This window comes from Paenibacillus sp. FSL R7-0272, from assembly GCF_037969905.1.
GTDB classification, from domain to species: Bacteria; Bacillota; Bacilli; order Paenibacillales; family Paenibacillaceae; genus Paenibacillus; species Paenibacillus polysaccharolyticus.
In genome coordinates this window covers 5,941,777-5,961,278 of the sequence record NZ_CP150221.1, presented here as the reverse complement: position 1 = coordinate 5,961,278, position 19,502 = coordinate 5,941,777, and the positions used below count along the sequence as shown (strand labels likewise).

Here is a 19,502-nt window from a genome sequence, read left to right as displayed (position 1 = left end):
GCCTATAATAAACTATTCGCATTTTAATCTCAAACGTGAAGGAGTACAGCCCATGCTGCGGATACGCAAAAAACGCTGGCTCAGCGGAACTCTGGTTCTGCTGGCATTACTAACCCTGCTGCTGCCTTCGGCATTGCTCCCCCAAGCGGAAGCTGCCCAGGCACAAACGAGTGGAATCGACGCGGTGCTTGTAGCCGATGTCAGCAACTCGATGAATACAAGTGATCGCGACAAGATCAGTAACGAAGCGATGAAAATGTTTATAGATATGCTGCCCACCGTCGGCGATAAAGTAGGTATCGTGGCTTACACCGATCAGGTGGAGCGAGAAAAGGCAATGCTTGAGATTCAGTCTGACGCAGATAAAAGTAATTTGAAAGACTTTATCGACCAGCTTGGCAGAGGCCCATACACCGATATATCCGTAGGTGTTGCGGAAGCCATGAACATATTGAGCCATGGGGCCGACCCGTCGCACTCGCCCATGATTGTACTGCTTGCGGATGGCAATAACGATTTTAACAAAAGCAAAGGACGCACCCAGGCCGAGTCGGACGCGGATCTGGCAAAAGCCGTCAAGGATGCGCAATCGAAAGGTATTCCAGTCTACACGATCGGCCTTAATGCCGATGGCAAGCTGAACAAAAATGCACTTGCAGACCTTGCCAAACAAACAAAAGGCAAGTCGTTTATCACCGATACACCGGATGATCTGCCGCAGATTTTGAGTGAAATTTTCGCCGATCATGCCAAGCTGAATGTTGTGAAGCTACCTTCTGTAACCGGAAACGGCAGTTATCAGGAAGTTACCGTGAACGTGCCGAATGACAGCGTGCTCGAAGCCAATATTTCCATCATGTCTTCGAAGCCAGTACAGGTACAGTTAACCGATCCTTCTGGCAAGAACGTAAACCTGAATTCGAATGAGGCCAAGCTATCTACCTCCAAAAGTTATTCGCTGGTGAAGCTCTTGAAACCTCAGGAGGGCGACTGGAAACTTCGGGTAAAAGGGGCTCCGAAAGACAGCATCGATATCAACTTGCTGTTTAACTACGATCTTCAACTCGTTGCGGACCAAATTAAGACCAAGTCCTATACGAAGGGTGACAAGATCGACCTGTCAGCGAGGCTGGAAAATGGCGGTCAACCGCTACAAGATAAAGATCTGTACGCGGACATGAAAGCCACGTTGATCGTGAATGACAAGGACGCAGGCAAGAGTGAAGAGCAAGCGCTGAAGAACACCGGCTCCGGTTTTACCGGAACCTTTGAAGTGCCGGACAATCACAACTATGAACTGATCATCCGTGCAGAGGAAGACAGCTTTTACCGTGAAAGTGCACCGATTGTCATCAATGCAGGGGGCACAGGCGGAAGTCAGGCACAACCGACAACGCCACCTGCTGCGAATGATAAGCCGTTCCCTTGGTTGCCCGTCATCCTGGGTGTGATTGCCCTGATCGTGGTGGCGGCCTGCGGTTGGTTCCTGATGGGCTGGCTGAAACGCAAAAACCGCGGCTTTGTCGGTCAGATCATCGTGGAGATTCGGGATGAGAACACTGGAGACAAGTCTTATCCGCAATACAAAAAACTGGCATCCTTCCGGGGCAAGTTCCACCTGCATCAATTGTTGCAGCTTGATCCTGAACTGAAGGAAACCGAAAAATATATATTTACTCCTGGAAATGGAGACCGATTGATCATTCGCAATACCGCAGGAGGTACGCTGGAGAAATCAGGTCGTGCGGTAGATGCAAGCTCAGGCGTTGAACTGAAGAACGGTGATCGACTGAGCATCCCGCTGCAACAGGCGGATAAAACGATTTTGATTGAGTATTTGGTGTGACGTGTTGGAGCTCGTTGAATGAGAGCTTTAAAAGACAGATTACAATTTACACGTTAACGGAGAGGACAGAGAAAACCTGAAGAAGCCAAGCGTTCGCCTGAAAGCTTTCTGAAAGAAAGCTGCTACGGAAGCATACGCTATCACCGGATATCAACCTTGAAAAACATATTCAAAGATATCCGGGGATAACAGCGATCGTAAGATTATTCTGTCATCGGAGTGGCAAGTGTAAATGATATTTCTAGTCTTTTTAATTGAAATACAGGGAGGATATTGAATGAAACCGATCGTGAGAGAACATATTCAACAACTGGATGTATCACTGGGCGGAGGTATCGTCAGTGAGAAAATCAGGGTCGATACGATTGATAACCCGATTCTGATTATCGGTCTGGGCGGAACGGGAATTGACGCGCTATTGCGTCTGAAATATCAGATCAATCGTCGTTTCAAGCTGCCGCAAGACCCGGTGTCCAAGAAAAAGATGGAGAAGCCGGACAACGTTGAATTTCTGGCGTTTGAGACGAACGAACAGGATCGCGCGAAGAAATACAGAGGCATCGGCCTTGATCCGATCAACGAATTTGTACTGCTTTCGAATGCCGAGATTGGTGGTCTTTTGCAGAACCGCAGCGTGCTGGAGCCGTATATTACAGACTGGCTGTCTCCTGAACTGAGCATCACGGACGGTATGAACGGAGCCGCAGGGGTGCGTCAGGCTGGACGTTTGCTGCTGTTTACGAAGATCAATCAAGTCGTACAGGCCATCGATAAAAAGATCAAAACATTATCCGTTGGTACGAACAAAAAACTGATGGTATTCCTGCTCACCGGTCTGTCCGGTGGTACAGGCAGCGGCTGCTTCCTCGATATTTCCTATATCGTGCGTGGCATCATTGAGCGGGATCACGGCTCTGCCGGGATTGACCGCGTCAACACGCTCGGTTACCTGTTTACGCCAGACGTGAACTTGTCCAATAAAAGCCTGAGTGAGCATACACGCGAATATATTCGCAAGAATGGATATGCAGCGCTCAAAGAGCTGGATTACTGGATGAACGTGGACAGCCGCGGTGAGCGGTTTACCCAGAAGTACGGCAACATTTTGGCCGTGAACTCACCGTTGCCGCCATTTAACCTGTGTCATCTGATCTCGGCGACCAATACGGAAGGCAAGTTATTGGAGAATGCCTACGACTACTGCATGAACGTTACGGCGGAGAACATCACCAACTTTATCTCCAGTGAAGAGAAGCAGTCGGGTGAGGAATTTGCGATCCACGACTACATCAGCAACATTCGCACCAACATCGCACAGATGAACAAAGTGTACCCGGCCAACTATGACTACAACATCATCGGTGCATCTTCGGCTGTACTGCCGATTGAAGAGATGACAACATATCTGGCCTACCGGATGTTCGACAAAATGAGCACCATGTTCTCCAAAGCACCGAATCAGGAAGATACCGAGAAGTTTGCGCGTAAGCTGGGTATTGATCTCGAAAGTGTCGTTAAATCCTTCGAATCACGCGTACCTGAACCGCTACCGGGTTACCAGAACAGCGAACGTCTATCCTATGGCAACGTGGTGAAATCCCAGGTCGTCAACATGGATACGGAGCTGGAACAGAACTTCCTGGCACGTGCCCGTGAGGAATATATCAAGGCGAAGAAACAGCTTCCGGGCGAGATTGCGGGTCAGTTTACCGAGCAGATTCGGCGTATGTTTTTGCATCCTGAGCAGGGGCCGTTCTATGTCTCTCGTTTGATTTATACCGAAAAAGGATTCTGTGTACTGAAAATGATTCAGTCGTACATCGAAACGCTACGGGAAAATGCGTTCCGCATTCCACGTGATATTGAAGCGGCTCAGGAGCAATCCGAAGAGAAGCTGGGTGATGCGAAGAGTGCTTTTGTCTCCAAAGAGAAGAAAAAGAATGCTTATATCGAAGCAAAAATTCATGAATACTGGCTGCATGCCGATGTGGAACGCAACGACCAGATGATTGAGTTCTATGAAGACTTGTATGAGCTGCTGAATCAAGAGAACAGTCGCATTTATAACGTATTTTCCGAGACGCTGAATGCACTCAGCTCCATCTTTGCCAAGAACGGCGATCTGCTGACACGCGGCGAAGAGCAAACGGATCATAAAGGCAACAAAACCTATTATTGGAACGTGGTAAGTGTACCGGATATCGTGAGCGTGGTGGACGGGTTGCTGGACAAACGCGACACGGATGATCTGATCCGCGACTTCTCGCGTGAGCTGCTGGAGAATTCGAGCCAGTGGGTGAAGGAAAACGAGATTGATATCGTCAGCTCTATCTCTGATTTCCTGAGTGAAAAATTCGGTGATCTCATTACTCGCTCCATGGAAGATTTTCTGGTGATCAAATACGGGAAAGACGAGTCCGTTGAGAAATTCGTGGAACGTTTTATCGCAGGCAAGTTGGATGACGAGGCTGTTCCCGTGTTTAACCTGAGCAATAGCACAGGCAGTCTACATTTCCCTTCCTGGGGGTTTGTGTCCGTGCCAGCACAGGCTCCGGGTATCTTGAAAGGGATTCGTAACTACCAGAACAATGCCGTAGGCAAATCTCACTTTACTGTTAAAGAAAGCGAAGTGCGGAACCGTATTTTCTGGCTGAATACACGCAACGGGGTACCACTCTTTGTATATACACCGCTCAAAGTGTATGAAGAGAGCTATGAACGCACGATTTTGGACAAAGAGGGCATTGGACGCCATCTGGTGCAGACGGAGAAAAATAACTGGACGTACCTGCCATCTCCAATCCCGGAAAAGTCTTGGGGAGATGTGTACGAGAATGCCCGCGTGAAGCAGTATAATGCACGGGTTCGCAATGAATTCGAGCAAGCGCTCGGTTATAACATTGTCACTGCCAAATCGCAGGATGAAAATACAAGTAACCGATATGCGATTGTCACGACGGAACCGTTTGACCTGTCTGCCAAGCTGGCTGCTTACGACATGCGTCTCACATCGAACGCACCGAATCTGGGTGAAGTGAAACGGGCTGTCCTTGAACTGAAACGTCTGCAATCCGAAGGGTTGCCACGGGTAGATACGAAGGATATTTTCGGAAGTATTAATGAAGATATGGCGAAAGAAAACCTTGTACGCTCTCCACAGCTTATCGCGCGGGTACGTGAGGAACTGGCGAAGATGAATGCAATCACTGCGAAAGTGGCTGAACTGGAAGGCATTCTCGCACAGTATCAGGATGAAGAGCAGTGGTATGATCGCTTCATCGAAGCACTCTATACAGATACGATTGTTAAAAAGGGCGCACTATACGTCTATGACCGTGATCCGGAGGAAGACGCATGGGAACCGTTCGCTAACCTGATGAAAAGCCGTAATTTCGCTGAATACGAAGTGTTTGGCAACTTCCGCGGCCTGTCCGAGAAGGATCGCAGTACATTGCTACGCAAATCCTCCCGTCGCGACAACGACCTGACCGCTTCCGAGGATATTACACCGCTCCTGAGCAAGCTGGATGATCTGGCGGCATTGTTTATGGAGTCACGTGATCGTCTGGAGTATGAGCGGGTAGAGCTCGCGAACGGAGAAGACATCTACCAGTTCTATAGAACGATGTCGTCGAAGCTGAACGATATTCGCAGAAGGCTGAAATAAGGTGGCTGATGGTATGAATGTACCAATGAATATGCAGCACAAAGAAAACGGGATGCAGCACGCCTTAAAGCGTGAGCTTTACAAGTACGCTTCCCGGTACGCCGTAGAACAGGAACGCCAAGGAAGCCAAGGGGATGGACGCAGCAGCATCCATTACCCGGCCTTGTTCCTTTTTGTTGGTGATCTGGTGAAACCTGCGGTGTCCGCAGTGCATGATATTAACCAGTTGAAGTGGGATAACGAAGACGGTGTAGTATACGTACACATTGGGACAGATGATACATCGAATGAAGCCGATGCGGGAAATGCATCGAGTCCTTCGAGTCCTTCAAATGCTTCAAACACATTGAATCCAGTGGATGCAGTGAATGCAACGAATTCGTCTCACAATCAGGAGAAAGCAAAATCAGGTTACGGGGCCGAGTCATCCTATGAAAACGCTCAGGTCACGTACCACCGTTTACCAATCTCCACCTCGCATTCACAGCGGAGTTCTTCCAAAACGCTGCGCAAGGATGTACACCGTCGCTTTCACGAGTCGGCAGCGGCGCTTTTTGGATTAAATCGAATGATGCGGCGGGTAAGCAACCGTATTGCTGAATATGGACGGCTGTATTCGTCCTTTGATCGAATTTACGTAACCGTCATTACCCGGGCCGATGATCCGCTGAATGTACTGTTGCCGGAGATAACGAAGCTGGCCGAGACCATTCTGGCACAGTCTTTCAAGTCGGTACAGACGGATCTTCATGTGCTGGTTAGCGAGATGGAGCAGGTCGATTCCTTTGGATATGCCAGCGCAGCGGGACTTGCTTTTCTGCGTGAGCTCGATTACATGCAATCGTTGGATTACATGTTCAGCGGCAAGTTGCTGGTGACGGAGGACGGGATATCCATTCCCGTAACCTATCCTGCAGCGCCCTTGTTTGATCTGGTCTATGTACTTTCGGACAAAAACGAACGTGGCACCGGTGTACCTGGCGGCTGGATTGAAAATGCCGAGATCATCTGCCGCATCTGCCTGCTGAAGAACCGAAAGCAGGAGGAAAGCTATGAAGACCGGGCTGCCATCGCCAGCACGGGCGCGAATACCTACAATAATACGTCGTTTAAAAATAATATCCGTACCACCTCGGATCAGCATGGGTATGCCAGTGCAGGTTTTGCCGAGATCAGGCGGCCGAACAAACCGATCGCACTGACCGTGCTGTACCATCTGTACCGTTATCTGCTCAGCCGGATGCAACAGGAGCCAGACTGGAGCATCAAGGACAAAATGACCTTTTTCGGACTGGATGCCTCCTCCGTGGAACGTAAGGTGGAGGGGCTGTTGCCAAGCGAAGACCTCGTTAGTGGCATGAGCGGCATCATGACGCATAATCGCAGCTTTGCTGAACTCAAGCCGCTCTCTTTAAGAGAGGCTGAGCGAGCGCTATATGGAGAAGGAGCGGAAGCCTACTTCCGTGAAAATGTTGTCCGTCCGGTGCAGGAACGTGTACGCGAGCGCAGTTCTTCGGGGTCGCTTCGCCGTCAGGCCGAGCAGTCTCATATGGAATATCCCGAAATAGGATACTTTCAGTGGGCTGCCTGGAGCGACGGTGAGCCAGGGAGTGTTCGTGAAGCTCTGCTCGCCCTGATCCGCGACAAATCGATGCAACTCGAATCCGCACGGGCACTGATGGAACAGCGTCAGCAAGAGCGGGTGGAGGATCAACCGATCAAACGTGCGCTCTTCCGTGATAAGCAGAACGTGCGCAATCTAATCGATTGTTTACTGGAACGTGTATATGAACCCAAGGTAGAACTGCTACGGTTGGAAAATGAACTGCATTTGCTTCGTATCTACGATACGGAAATGGAAGAACTGCATCGCTACAGTCGTCAAGTTACAACCTCACTTGAAGCGCTGGAGCGTACATTGCGTGAAGTAGCGGAAGAGAGCATTGCCGCTGCTGACGAATACATTGGTCAGAACGTCATGGAGTATTACGGCAAAGTAACGGAAGAACTGATCGCCGATCTGGAGGCAAGACGGGGGCGGGAAGTATGGTTCGAAGATCGCTACATGGGAGATATGAATGAGCTTGCGATCAAAGGCAGTGACCGTTTGCTTGCACGCTTAATGGAAGTTTGCCGTGACTTGTTGCTTTCCGCGGAACCGCTACGCTTGTCGTTTGAAGAGGAACTACTGCAACGAGCTAATGTGACGATTACGTACAGGGATCGGGATGTGTTGACCCGTGATGATCTATTCCGCAGGCTGTATCGCACATTAGAAGATCAGGCCGTTGTCCGGATACGGGTGTTCGACTATACGCAAGAGCATCGGTATGAAGAGAAGTACTTTTTTTGCGACCATCACAGTGCTTTTATGGACTACGCGGCACATGCCGAGGAAACCTCACGCATCTACAAGCTGGGTGTGGTGTATGAGGAACGTAGCAGCGGGGTAGAGAAGCTTAATCTGATGGGTGGTTTCCATCTGGAGGATCTTATGGTGTACCGTAATGGTAAGGTGTACTACGATTCTTATACGGAAAATGGTTATGAGCTTCACCCTGCGGAGCTAGCAGAGAAACTGTCTCCGCTTCGGTAGCGGAATGAAAGAACATATAGCACAATGCACGTTGGAAGGGGCATCCTGTTAAGGGAGTGTAGAGGTAAACCATCTTTAAGTTCAACTTGCTTAGATTAAGCAGAGGTGTCCTTCTATGTTTCGTGGGTACTAAGTCAGCCCGCTTCTGGCGGGCGTTGAGAAAGGATGCATGCAGACATGCAGCGAAAAATCAATCTTCTCCTGGTGCTGTTCAGCCTAATTGGCGGAGCAGTTGGTTTTGCGGCAGGAGAAATCATGCTGCATCAGTGGCTTGGGGAAATGCCGCGCCTGCTGCTGATGGGGTTATATTTCGGTGTGCTAGCACTTAGCGTGGGGCTGTTCTGCCTACTGGCAGAGATGATCTCACCAAGACTGAACGGTGCTTCGTGGAAGCTCAGGTATCTCAGCTTGTCCTGGAAGCTGCTTGTGCCTGCAACGCTAGCACTGCTACTGGTTGTAGGGATGGGATTGCAATTGCTGTACCAGATCAATCCGGGCGGGGCAAAACAGGTCAAAGACATCATATTGATGATCGATAATTCAGGCAGCATGAACGAGACTGATCCCAATAACGGGCGGTTTGAAGCAGCCAAGACGCTCATTAATCAGATGGAGAGCGACAAACAGGTGGCTGTCATTACGTTTGACGATCAGCCTCAACTGTTGCAGCCGTTTATTGCCGTAGATAGTGAAGCTGCCAAAAGCGAAGTGAATAGCAAAATCGACGGCATTGTCACCACATCCGGGGGGACGAATTTTGATGCGGTACTCCGGGAAGGCATGAAACTGATCGAAGGCAAACAAGATCCGAAACGGGGAACAGTCGTTATCCTGTTATCGGACGGATTCAGTGATGCTGATATCGCAGGTATTTTGCCACAATATGTACAGGAACAAGTAGCTATCCATACTGTTGGTCTGAGCTTGGTAGACCCTTCGGGTACGGATTTGCTTAAGAGCATTGCTCAGCAAACCGGCGGGATGTACTATGATGTACCTGACGCAGGTGGGCTGAATGTCGCGTTTCAGCAGATTTACGATACGATTGATGAACGTACTCTCGTGACGGAGCGTACAGGTGCGATGGAACACAGTATGTATCTGGCCATTTTCCGTGTTGTGGCTTTGCTTCTGATCGGTGTGGCGCTTGGCGTATCCCTTGGACTTGTGTTTGATAACCGTCATCTTGCACTCAGCTTCGGTGTAGGTGGTGCAGTATCAGGTTTGCTAGCCGGACTGTTACTGGAGTGGGGGTTAAACGGTTCTAGTGTGGGTGATGCTTTCGTTCGATTTGGAGCCATGCTGATCCTGTCAGGTATACTTACCCTTTTCTCCTGGATTGTTCCGATCAAAGAGAACACACCACGCAAGAGCAAAGGGCGCCGGGATGCTGGCCGTGGAACTTCTTCTGCGGAAGGATTCGGTAGGCGGCCAAGAGATACACACAGCAAAGGATTCTAACATCGGGGAGGTCAACGGAATATGCGGTTTATGAATGCAGATGCAGATCCTTCGGCTCCCCGGATTCGAAAGTTGACGCTCGCAGTAGACGAAGGTCGTTGCACACTTCGCTGGCTCTGGCCGGAGCAACTTGAGGCGGTATACGTGGAACGATTGGAACTTAATCTTATGAATACGGATCGTGTGGGTGAAGAACACGGGAGCGTTGTTGATTATGGAGACCATGTGGGCGGATCGACACAGGGCAAGCTGAAGCTGTATACGCGAGAGGAGTACAAGGCGAATAACGGGTATGTGGATCGAATGACCGGCTTTGGTGCGATTCAGTACACGGTGTACGCATGCCAGATGCATGAGGATGGGCCTGTACTGATCCGTCAGCAGGATGAAGATAATCAGGGCATTGCAAGTGCAGGCAAGGCGGATATCCGCTTTGCCATTCGCTATAAGAGCGGTTTTTTTCAGAAACGCAAGACGGTGTTGATCACGGTAACTGCTGAGGTACCTGTGCCTAAAGAAGCGCTTTGTTATGTTCGTAAACAAGGTGGCGTTCCGCTGAACAAGGACGATGGAACGGTGTATCCATTTGTGAGTGATTTTGTACCGGGGAAAAATGAAATGCCGCCCGTGGAAGTGGCCAAAGACGACTATATCAGGTTATTCTTCACGGACGGCCCCAAGTACGGAGCTGCCTATCGGCTGATATCAGATTAAACAGACATGACGACTGAAGTTGAGCTTTCAAGCGATTGGAAGGTTGTTCTGTCATCGAAGTGTACCGTGTAAATAACTCCATTTAACTTGGATGTATTTTACACAGATAAGGGGAGGGGAGTGTCTATGAGTTTTTTTAGCCGGTTTTTGAAGAGACAGCAGCCGGAGGAACGGCCGTTGTTCTACGATATCGTATGTCCATACTGCTTTAGCAAATTCTCACCGGAAGAGGTTGTGTTCCGTGCGGCTCACCATCGTGATGATGACGAGGATTATGCACTCGGAGAAGATGCCAAGCTCAACCGATATCGGGAACGCTTTGGGCTGGATACGGTATTTGATATGGAAGCTGTGCTGTCACCTTATGATGTACCGGAGGAGCACCGGATCTATTCGGATAACATTGTCATGGGCCTGAATGATCGTTACGGTGTGATGACACGCCGCCGTCTGTGCCCGCATTGTCATAATGAGTTGCCTGTAACAGCGGGTAAGGCACCAAGCAATATCATTTCAATTATTGGTGCATCCCAGGTCGGGAAATCCGTGTATATGACTTCCTTAATTCATACATTGCAGCATTATACTGCGGATCATTTTGATGCCGCTTGTATGCCGCTGAATGCCGAGATCAGCCGCCGTTTCCGTGCGGATTATGAAGAGCCGCTGTTCGAACGAGGCGACTTGCTGGATTCCACGCAGAAGGAAAAGCTGCAGGAGCCATTTATTTTTCAGTTTGTGTTCAAGGACGAGGATAAAGCGCCGCTGACCCTGGTGTTTTTTGACGTGGCAGGTGAAGGTATGGTGGAGCAGGATTATCTGGGCTTGCACGGACAGCATATCAAAAACTCGGCAGGTATTCTGTTCATGGTTGACCCGCTTCAGATTCGTTCGATCCGGGACAAAATCCGCATTAACCTGGGTAACGAACCGGGAGAATGGACGCCGAAGTACGATGAGCCACGCGATGTGGTACTGACCCTTTTTGGTGACTTCATCGCCTATCAAGACAAGGCCAAAACCAATATTCCAACCGCTGTCGTGCTCACCAAAAGTGACATGTTACATTCCCTCAAGGACGAGGAGGGCGATTACATCAAATCCAATAGCAATGTGTTCCGCAACATGGTGCACCGCGACTCTTTCGACCTGACCGAGTTCGAGAATATCGACGGGGAGATCCGCCGTTTTATCGAGAAAGTGGACCGTCCGTTTAAAGGTACGATGGATGTGTATTTCAAAGACACCGCTTATTTTGCCGTATCTGCGCTGGGAAGTAATCCGGTAGATATGAAAATTCAGGGTGTAGTTAGTCCCATCCGAGTGGACGAGCCTTTCCTGTGGCTGCTATACAAACTCAAGTACATTGAGGGGAGAGTGGGATGATGCGTTCTACTAACACTCCGCCCATTGAACAGCAGATGTACACGAGAGAGCGGCGCGGGGTATTCCGGACAACGGAGGGGTTTGACACGGTGGCTGCATCACCGGGACTGGAACCTTCTTTTATCAAAAAAATACTTCATCCTTACTGTGTCTATGATGCTCCTGCGGAGCTGACAGGCCGAAGTGAGAAGGACGAGAGCAAGTATCCGGCTTCGATGCACCTGCTACATCTGGAGAGTGGCGAGACCATTCTCGGGCAAAATGTGTATCAGGCTGCGGATTTTACCGGCCTGCGCAGCGCGTTTTTCGCTCACAATTATGTTCTATCACCGGCAAGCTCGGAAGAATATATGAAACGTGGCGACTGGCTAGATGCCGTGTTCGCCAACTCATATGATATCGAGCAGGGTACAGAGTTACCTGCACTGGCAGCATTACCTTTAGCGACAGAAGGTGGAGCAGGACTTGGAACTGAACTGCCCGGTGGTAGCTTTGAGGCAAACACGTCACCGAGCCAGATTCTAAGCGCTCTGAAAATGGACGAGACATTGTTCAAGCGTATGCTGTATGCCGTGATGCAATCTGTGGCTGCACGTCGCAAGGTATACATAGCACTGGATGTGCCAGCAGAGGAAGTAACAGCAGGAGCCAAGGCATTGCTTCGTCTGCTGTACAAGGCATTGCCGTATGCGTTCCGACGTCAGCTTGGTTTTATGACATTTGCCAAAGAGCCACAGGCCAAGAAAGGTATTCATGTGCAATTTGTGGAGCGTGGCACACTGCGTCCCAAGGATCGAAATACGGAGAAGGATTTTACATTTGATCTCGTCTCTGGGCGTGTCACACACGCGGATGCTTCAGTTGCGAAGTTACCATACGCAGAATTTGCGTGGTTTTTGATGCAGGATCAGGCAAGGTCGGCCGAGTTTTATGGATTTGCCGATGAGATGTTGGCAGGCATGGAGCCTGGACGTGAACTTTCCATCGAAGCCTATGGGGAGCTATCTGTATTTTACAGCCTTGAACAAGGCGTAGAGGATTTATATCTGAATAACAAACATGAGGTCTTGAGCGGCTTGTTGACATATCTGAAGCCGGAGGGCGGATTACAGCAGCGTTCACGTCTGAACGAACTGTTCCTGACCTTGCTCAGCCGGGAGCTGGATAGTGTACGCCGGGAAAATGTACCCGAAGAAGTGGTGGCTTCTCGCATCGGTGAGTATTTTAGGGTCGCTGCACCAGTGGTGAAGGCCCGGATTGTGGATTATTTTATCTACGGTGTAAACAATGCACGAGCGCAGAAACGATTGCGCGCTGTGCAGGAGCTGTATACCATTTTGGATCGGGATGCTCAGTTGAATCAGGCCTTCTTTGATAAGGTGCTGGGTAATGCTTCTTTAACCAAACTGCTGTTTGAGCCATATCTGGACAATCAGCTGAAACGTACCGAAACGGCAGCAAGCGTGATTGAGCTTATCCAGCGATGGGTTACGGCTCATCCATCTGCCATCCAATCCGCTTTTTTAGTGGAACGGTCTTGTACCGAGCTACGGGAAAGACTGTGTTCTGCGCCCAATCCGGTGCAATCAGCGAACGAAGCTCTTCAACGGGTTAGCGTTTTGGACTTTATCACCGAGAGTAGTGCGATGGAATCGGAAATTACCGGATATATCGGACAAACAGAGTTTTTTGCCGATTCAGGACAGCAGGCTACAACTACGCATCCTACCAGCAAACCAACCACTCCGTCCCTTGGTAAACAACCGGTTGCATATCAGGAGGCTTTAACCAAGCTAGCTGACAAACTTGCTTATGTCATCAACCTGTTTATGATCCAGGATCTTGATCTGGACCGGGTGAATCGGGAGCAACTGTTGCAGATCGATATTTTGCAGCATGAGCATGAGGTTCGGGATTGGTCGGTACGTCAAGGCTCGGATGTCGTTGCAAGAACCAATATGATGCTGGCAGCCAGAGCTTGGCTTAGCGGCGACGGTAATGCGGAAGAAGGAATGGAATCTCTCTCCCTTGCTGAGCGGGACGAGCTTCAGCGCTGGACTCGTCGCTGGCTCGCGGCAGAGCTACGGAATCAGCCGGGAACACCAGCGTATGAGGCATTGTCGCTTGCGTTTTATCGCGGGGGTAGCGGGAGTAATCGGCTTGATTATTCGGGTCTGATCGAGTTTGCACGCAGTCATATGGGGCACCCCGAAGAGATCTATACTTTTTTTGAATGGTCTGGTGCGCAGCGCATGTTTGTTCGCGGTTCTAACGCACATAAAGGATATGCAGATGCCATCATCCTGTATTTCAAAACGCATGATCGGGAAGCGTTCCGATCCAAGTCTGCTTTTAAGCCGTACTATGCCAAAGCAGGAAAAGCGCTGAAGCCGGTCTATGATCGGGCCAAAGCGGAACTTGCCTCCCCGTTCATGCGCATGTTAACAGGACGGAAGAAAACACGGTGGATGGGATTGTTGCTGTTGTTCCTGATTCTCGGTGTTGCAGGTGGTACGTATGCTCTGATGAACAATTCATCTGAACCTGAGGTACAGCCACCGATAGATCGGGAACCTGTAACTACCACGAATCCCGAAGAGAAGCCAGCAGACTACATTGCGTATATTGTTGCAGAGAACAAGCAGGAAGGGTCTAAATCACCAGCCCAATTAGTCATCCGCTTTCGGAGCGAGACAGGCGGAATTCCTTTTGAAAAGGGGAATCTTCAGCTACATATGGATGACGGAAGCACAAAGGATATCGATGTTACAGACCAGTGGGAAAGCCTGAATCGTGGTGAAGGCTCTGATACAGAAAATACAGGTCAAGGTTCAGCTGATTCAACGACTGGGGTAACAGACGAGACAGCAACGAAACAAGGTGATTCCTCGAAGGAACAGCCAGATGTTTCAACGAGTGAAGCGGATAAGGGTGCTCCATCCGAAGTTGACAACGCGTCAACAGGCACAACAAATGAATCACCGGAGCAAAGCCAAAATAAAACAGGTGATAATTCAACCGATGAAGCTTCACCAGAGGGCCAGAATAAAACGGATACTAAGGCACCGTTAACCTTGGCAGAAGCAGATCGCTTGTACCCCTATGGCATGCAGATTAAGTTGCCAGACGATATCAACCCCGATCAAGTTGTGAGCATCCAGCAAGGTGCAGAAGGCTCGGGGATCACGATTAACCTGATGCAGAAGCCAAGCTGAATTTGTATTAGGCACCATGTGAATTGGAACTGGCAAGGAACTATAAAGTGAGATTTGAGGGATGATTCTGAAACGGAGGTTTCAGAATCATCTTTTTTTGTGTAACAATTATCTTTTCTAGATGAAGTGTGCTGATGAGTTGTTTTTGTTCACAAATTAGACATATATCAATTGATTCAAATTAAGGTAATTAGGCGAGTGGTGAAAAATCGCACGGAATGACTGAGAAATACTCTCATATAATAAGTGTCATAGTAGCCAATGAGATGCTGATTTCGAGCAAAAAACGCCTTATATCATCAAAAAAATCGGGATTTTCGGTTGACAAGTGATAATGATTATCAGTATCTTTAGTGTAGCAGATTAAACAGTTTCTTTTAAAGGTTAAAGCGTCGGAAAATTCAGAGTATTGAATCAGAATATAATTTCAATTTCGTTGTCGTTATGATAGCCGGAATACATACCGGGATTAATGAGAGAGGGATGATCGCATGTTTCGTCTGGAGACGTCCAAGCTGGATATCGCTTATGAGGAAAGACTGATTGTTGAGGATCTGAATATTCAGATTCCCCAAGGGAAAATTACCGCACTTGTGGGGGCCAACGGTTCGGGGAAATCAACGATTCTGAAGACAATGGCACGTATTATGTCTCCGAAGGCAGGTAGCGTGTTACTCGACGGCAAGTCCATCCATAAGCAGTCTACGCGTGAAGTTGCCAAGCAACTTGCGATTCTGCCTCAGAATCCTACAGCACCGGAAGGGCTGACCGTTACAGAATTGGTTTCCTATGGTCGTTTCCCTTATCAAAAAGGATTCGGTTCCATGCGTGCAGAAGACAAACGCATGATTGAGTGGGCGATCGAAGTGACTGGCATGACGGAATTCCATGACCGTCCGATCGATCAGTTGTCCGGCGGACAACGTCAACGTGCCTGGATCGCTATGGCACTTGCACAGGAAACAGATATTCTGTTCCTGGACGAGCCGACAACCTTCCTCGATATGGCTCACCAGCTTGAAGTATTGCAGTTGCTGGAGCATCTAAATGCCACTGCTAATCGTACCATTGTGATGGTCGTCCATGACCTGAATCATGCATCTCGGTATGCACAGCATATGATCGGCATCAAGCAAGGTAAAGCCATTGCAGAAGGTTCCCCAGTTGAAGTGATGACCTCAGACGTGCTGCGTGAAGTATTTAACATTGAAGCCGACATCGTTATGGACCCGCGCTCCAATGTACCGCTCTGCTTGCCATATGCGCTCGCTGGCGAACGTCCAAAACCAGTTGCTCCTGAAACCAAGGTAGTGAACAGTGCGATGGTTCATGCGGCAGGTCGCGCCGAACATCGTGTGCAAGCAACAGGCAGTTAAAATAAACGAGCTGGATCGGATGTGCGATCCTGAATTATAGAAATGAAGCCGCTGTGCGCTGTTAGCACGCGGCTCATTCGCATTCACAGGAGGTTTCATTAATGAGCGCAATCAATTACACCTGGCTTGAACAATATGCACGTATCTCGAGGAATCCCATTTTGAACTCTGTCTACGCTGCACCTCTGGCTTCGTTAAGGGACGCAGAGCAGGCAAGAGATATGCTAACAGCATATAACGAACATTTGCGTGCAGATAGCTTGCAAACCGCAGCGGTGTATTTCATGCATTCCGTTCGTGGTTTGCTCTTGGGTATACATTACCTAAACGCGATGTGTGACAAGGTGCTGGATATTTCTCTGGATAATATTCGATTACAACTCACCCTGCAGGACGGATATCCCGCATTTCATTTTCAACTGCTAGATGACGCTGAAAAGGCTCATCCAGCACCCCCCGTCAACGACGAGCACCACTCAGCGGTAGCTTCTACATCTACACGTCAGGCGATGCTTACAGCTTATTACGGAGAACAGCTTCGGCCTTTAATTGAAGGAGTGGCACTGGCTGGCGGGGCGAATACAGGTCAGATGTGGGCACAGCTTGCGTCGATCCTGAGATGGTTCAAAACGCTGGCTGTTCAGATGGAGATTACAGATCAGGAGCGAGAAGCTGTTATTCAGGGGTATGAGCATGTCATAACGATGCCACCGGAAGTTCTGGGATTACGTAAAAATCTGTTGAAATTCAAGCCGGTAGAGATAGACAGCCCGTATCAACCGGGGGAGAAGATCTTAATGAAGTCAACATGCTGCCTGTATTATAAGGTGGACGGGGGTCAAGATTATTGTTACACGTGTCCCAAACTGAGCAAAGCTGAGCGGCAAACTCGATATGAGGCGATTGTAGCTTCCCGGTAAATTTGAAGTTCACACTTGAACACGTTTATAATTGGGATATTACGATCTCATAGGAGGAATTAGCAATGTCCGTATATTCGTACAAGGCGGTAACCACCGCAAATCAGGAAGTGCCGCTGGATATGTATCAAGGCAAGGTGCTCGTTATTGCAAACACAGCGAGTAAATGTGGATTGACCCCGCAATACGGTGAATTGCAGAAGCTCTATGACCGTTATCGTGATCAAGGCCTCGTCGTACTCGGATTTCCTTGTAACCAATTTGGTGGGCAGGAGCCGGGAACAAGCGAAGAAGCTGAATCCTTTTGTCAGATTAACTACGGCGTTAATTTCCCGGTCTTTGCAAAAGTAGATGTGAACGGAGAAGAGGCTCATCCCCTCTTTCAATATTTGAAAGAACAACAGCCCGGATCAGGTGAAACCAGCGATATTCAATGGAACTTTACCAAGTTCCTTGTAAACCGCGAAGGTGAAGTTGTTGGCCGCGTTGAACCGAAAGAATCACCAGAGTCCATGAGTGCAACGATTGAGCAATTGCTCGGTTAATGTGCTACATCTGCTGTAAGGTAAACGTATGATGACGAGAAGCCTGTCCTGCTATTTCGCAGGGACAGGCTTCTTTTATTGTCTAAAGTGTTGTATCTACACAGAATACTATACTCAAAATTATTATGATTTGGGAAGTGGCTTGCTAAGCTTGTAATACCCTTGTTCGGAGGCAAGCTTCAGCAGATTACGAGCATAACTTCCAGCCCATGAATAGCCATGTCTGCGCTCCTCGCTGATGTCCAGAATGTTCATATATTTTTTACCGTCCCGATCTGCGTAAAAAGGAATATCTTCATCGACGTTATAGAAACGGTACCAAATGACACTGCCAGCATCGGGCTCGAAATAAACGGGGCCTTGCCGATTGTATTTGGTGCCATCTTCACGAACGGTATCAAACCATTTCAATGCGCTTTTAGCAGCATGTTCGATTTCAGGTGTCTGAGGTAGAGACATAAGGAAAGCGGTAATGGCAACTGACTCTGATCCCGATTTGGAAGCCAGCTCATAGGCTCGGCCAGGTAACGGTTCATAGGTCACAGGATCATGCTGTGCACCCCAGACAGTAGGTACTCCCTTATTTATAATCTGGGCTTTCAGGGTATAAGCAATACCTTTATCTAATGCAAGCTTTAGTTTACTGCGTTCCTGGCTCGTCAGAATATCATTATCAAACCCGTGTTTGCGCTGGGTGATATCATCTAGTAGAATCATCGTTTGCACCATCGCATTGTCATTGTACGTTACGGCATCCGAATAATTACTGCGTTTAGGATAGACCTGAGGCCAGCCACCCGAAGGGTACTGTGACACGAGAATAAAATCAACGGCTTTGCGGACACTGTCTTTAAAGATCGGATTACCGGTTTTGACATACATTTCAGTCAGGAAGCGGATTTCCGATGTTGTAGCATCATTATCGAAGGTTCCAAGCTCAACACCGCTCGGGTCTTTCCAGCCAGAACGTTCCGTTACACCATTCCAAGGGGTAGCATATTGTTTCTCCATGTCTTTGTAAAAGCCGCCGTGCGGCATCTGCCAGGATACGATATTCAGTGCATAAGCCGTATCTTTGGCGAGATCCCCAGTCGCGAAGTTGCTTATATCCCTGAATTTCTGCAACAAAGAGGACACATCTACAAGGGTAGGACTAGACTTCTGGCTCGGCAACACTTCGGTTTTAATTGTCACTGGGGCGGAGGAAGGATTAACATCGGCAGCAGCGGCATGTGGAGTGACCAATGCGGCAGTGACCATGGCCATAGAAAGTGCAACGGGTATGATGCGTAATGGGGCTAACAATTTAGGTTTACTCAAGTGAACGCCTCCTTAAGCTATTATTTTCCCGAACTAATATGGAACATATATATCATATAAGCCAATAAAAGGATTCTTTATATTGTAAGCGCTTACCAATAAAGAAATCAACCTTTAATTTCAAATGGCATCCATTTTCGCATTTTGTTCATTCATCCTGCCTATTGTGTTCGATAGAAGATAGCTGGCACTGCGCCAAAACGGAATTTGAATGATTTGGAGGGCATAAGCAATAGGCAACTCGGGGAAAATGTAAGCAGTGAAAATAAGATTGGGTCCGTACTTATAACGTATAAAAATCTATGGTGAACTTAAGACAAAAGTAGAACTGTCGCATGTTTTATGAGGAAATTGAATTTATTTTTGCAAAACCTATTGCAATGTGAAAAATATCACATTATAATGAGTGTATAAAGTGAAATAAATCACAAGTGATCTACCGAATGAATAGTGAAT

The 19,502-nt window shown here is 48.5% G+C and carries 11 protein-coding genes; 10 read left to right on the top strand and 1 reads right to left on the bottom strand.

Going from position 1 to position 19,502, the window contains the following annotated elements:
- Positions 1-52 precede the first annotated feature (52 nt).
- From MKY23_RS26150 to MKY23_RS26105, 10 genes are all read left to right on the top strand, one after another.
- Positions 53-1,846 carry a vWA domain-containing protein gene (locus MKY23_RS26150; RefSeq protein ID WP_339833287.1) on the top strand — a complete coding sequence of 598 codons (1,794 nt, stop codon included), beginning with the start codon at positions 53-55 and terminating at the stop codon, positions 1,844-1,846.
- Positions 1,847-2,123: 277 nt separating this feature from the next.
- The gene (locus MKY23_RS26145) at positions 2,124-5,513 is read left to right on the top strand and encodes a tubulin-like doman-containing protein (protein ID WP_339833284.1); all 3,390 of its coding nucleotides are present in this window, start codon (positions 2,124-2,126) and stop codon (positions 5,511-5,513) included.
- 31 nt (positions 5,514-5,544) lie between these two features.
- Positions 5,545-8,109 (top strand): transcription initiation factor TFIID, encoded by a 2,565-nt coding sequence (locus tag MKY23_RS26140; protein ID WP_339833282.1) that lies wholly within the window; start codon positions 5,545-5,547, stop codon positions 8,107-8,109.
- Positions 8,110-8,286: 177 nt separating this feature from the next.
- A complete protein-coding gene (locus MKY23_RS26135) occupies positions 8,287-9,570 on the top strand; it encodes a vWA domain-containing protein (protein WP_221791687.1) in 1,284 nt (427 codons plus the stop codon).
- Positions 9,571-9,591: 21 nt separating this feature from the next.
- The gene (locus MKY23_RS26130) at positions 9,592-10,284 is read left to right on the top strand and encodes a beta-mannanase (protein ID WP_221791686.1); all 693 of its coding nucleotides are present in this window, start codon (positions 9,592-9,594) and stop codon (positions 10,282-10,284) included.
- Positions 10,285-10,410: 126 nt separating this feature from the next.
- A complete protein-coding gene (locus MKY23_RS26125) occupies positions 10,411-11,670 on the top strand; it encodes a hypothetical protein (RefSeq protein WP_090924168.1) in 1,260 nt (419 codons plus the stop codon).
- The gene (locus MKY23_RS26120) at positions 11,667-14,885 is read left to right on the top strand and encodes a hypothetical protein (RefSeq protein WP_339833275.1); all 3,219 of its coding nucleotides are present in this window, start codon (positions 11,667-11,669) and stop codon (positions 14,883-14,885) included. The genes MKY23_RS26125 and MKY23_RS26120 overlap by 4 nt, the downstream gene beginning before the upstream one ends.
- A 491-nt stretch (positions 14,886-15,376) precedes the next feature.
- Complete coding sequence (locus tag MKY23_RS26115; protein WP_090924170.1) at positions 15,377-16,261, top strand: ABC transporter ATP-binding protein; 885 nt, start codon at positions 15,377-15,379, stop codon at positions 16,259-16,261.
- Positions 16,262-16,362: 101 nt separating this feature from the next.
- Positions 16,363-17,181, top strand: a complete 819-nt coding sequence (locus MKY23_RS26110) for a ferric iron reductase (RefSeq protein WP_339833270.1) — start codon at positions 16,363-16,365, stop codon at positions 17,179-17,181.
- A 65-nt stretch (positions 17,182-17,246) separates the two neighbouring features.
- A complete protein-coding gene (locus MKY23_RS26105; RefSeq protein ID WP_090924172.1) occupies positions 17,247-17,726 on the top strand; it encodes a glutathione peroxidase in 480 nt (159 codons plus the stop codon).
- A gap of 123 nt (positions 17,727-17,849) precedes the next feature.
- Here the strand turns inward: MKY23_RS26105 and pelA are convergent, their stop codons facing one another.
- Complete coding sequence (gene pelA, locus MKY23_RS26100) at positions 17,850-18,992, bottom strand: pectate lyase (protein ID WP_339839723.1); 1,143 nt, start codon at positions 18,990-18,992, stop codon at positions 17,850-17,852.
- Positions 18,993-19,502: the final 510 nt, after the last annotated feature.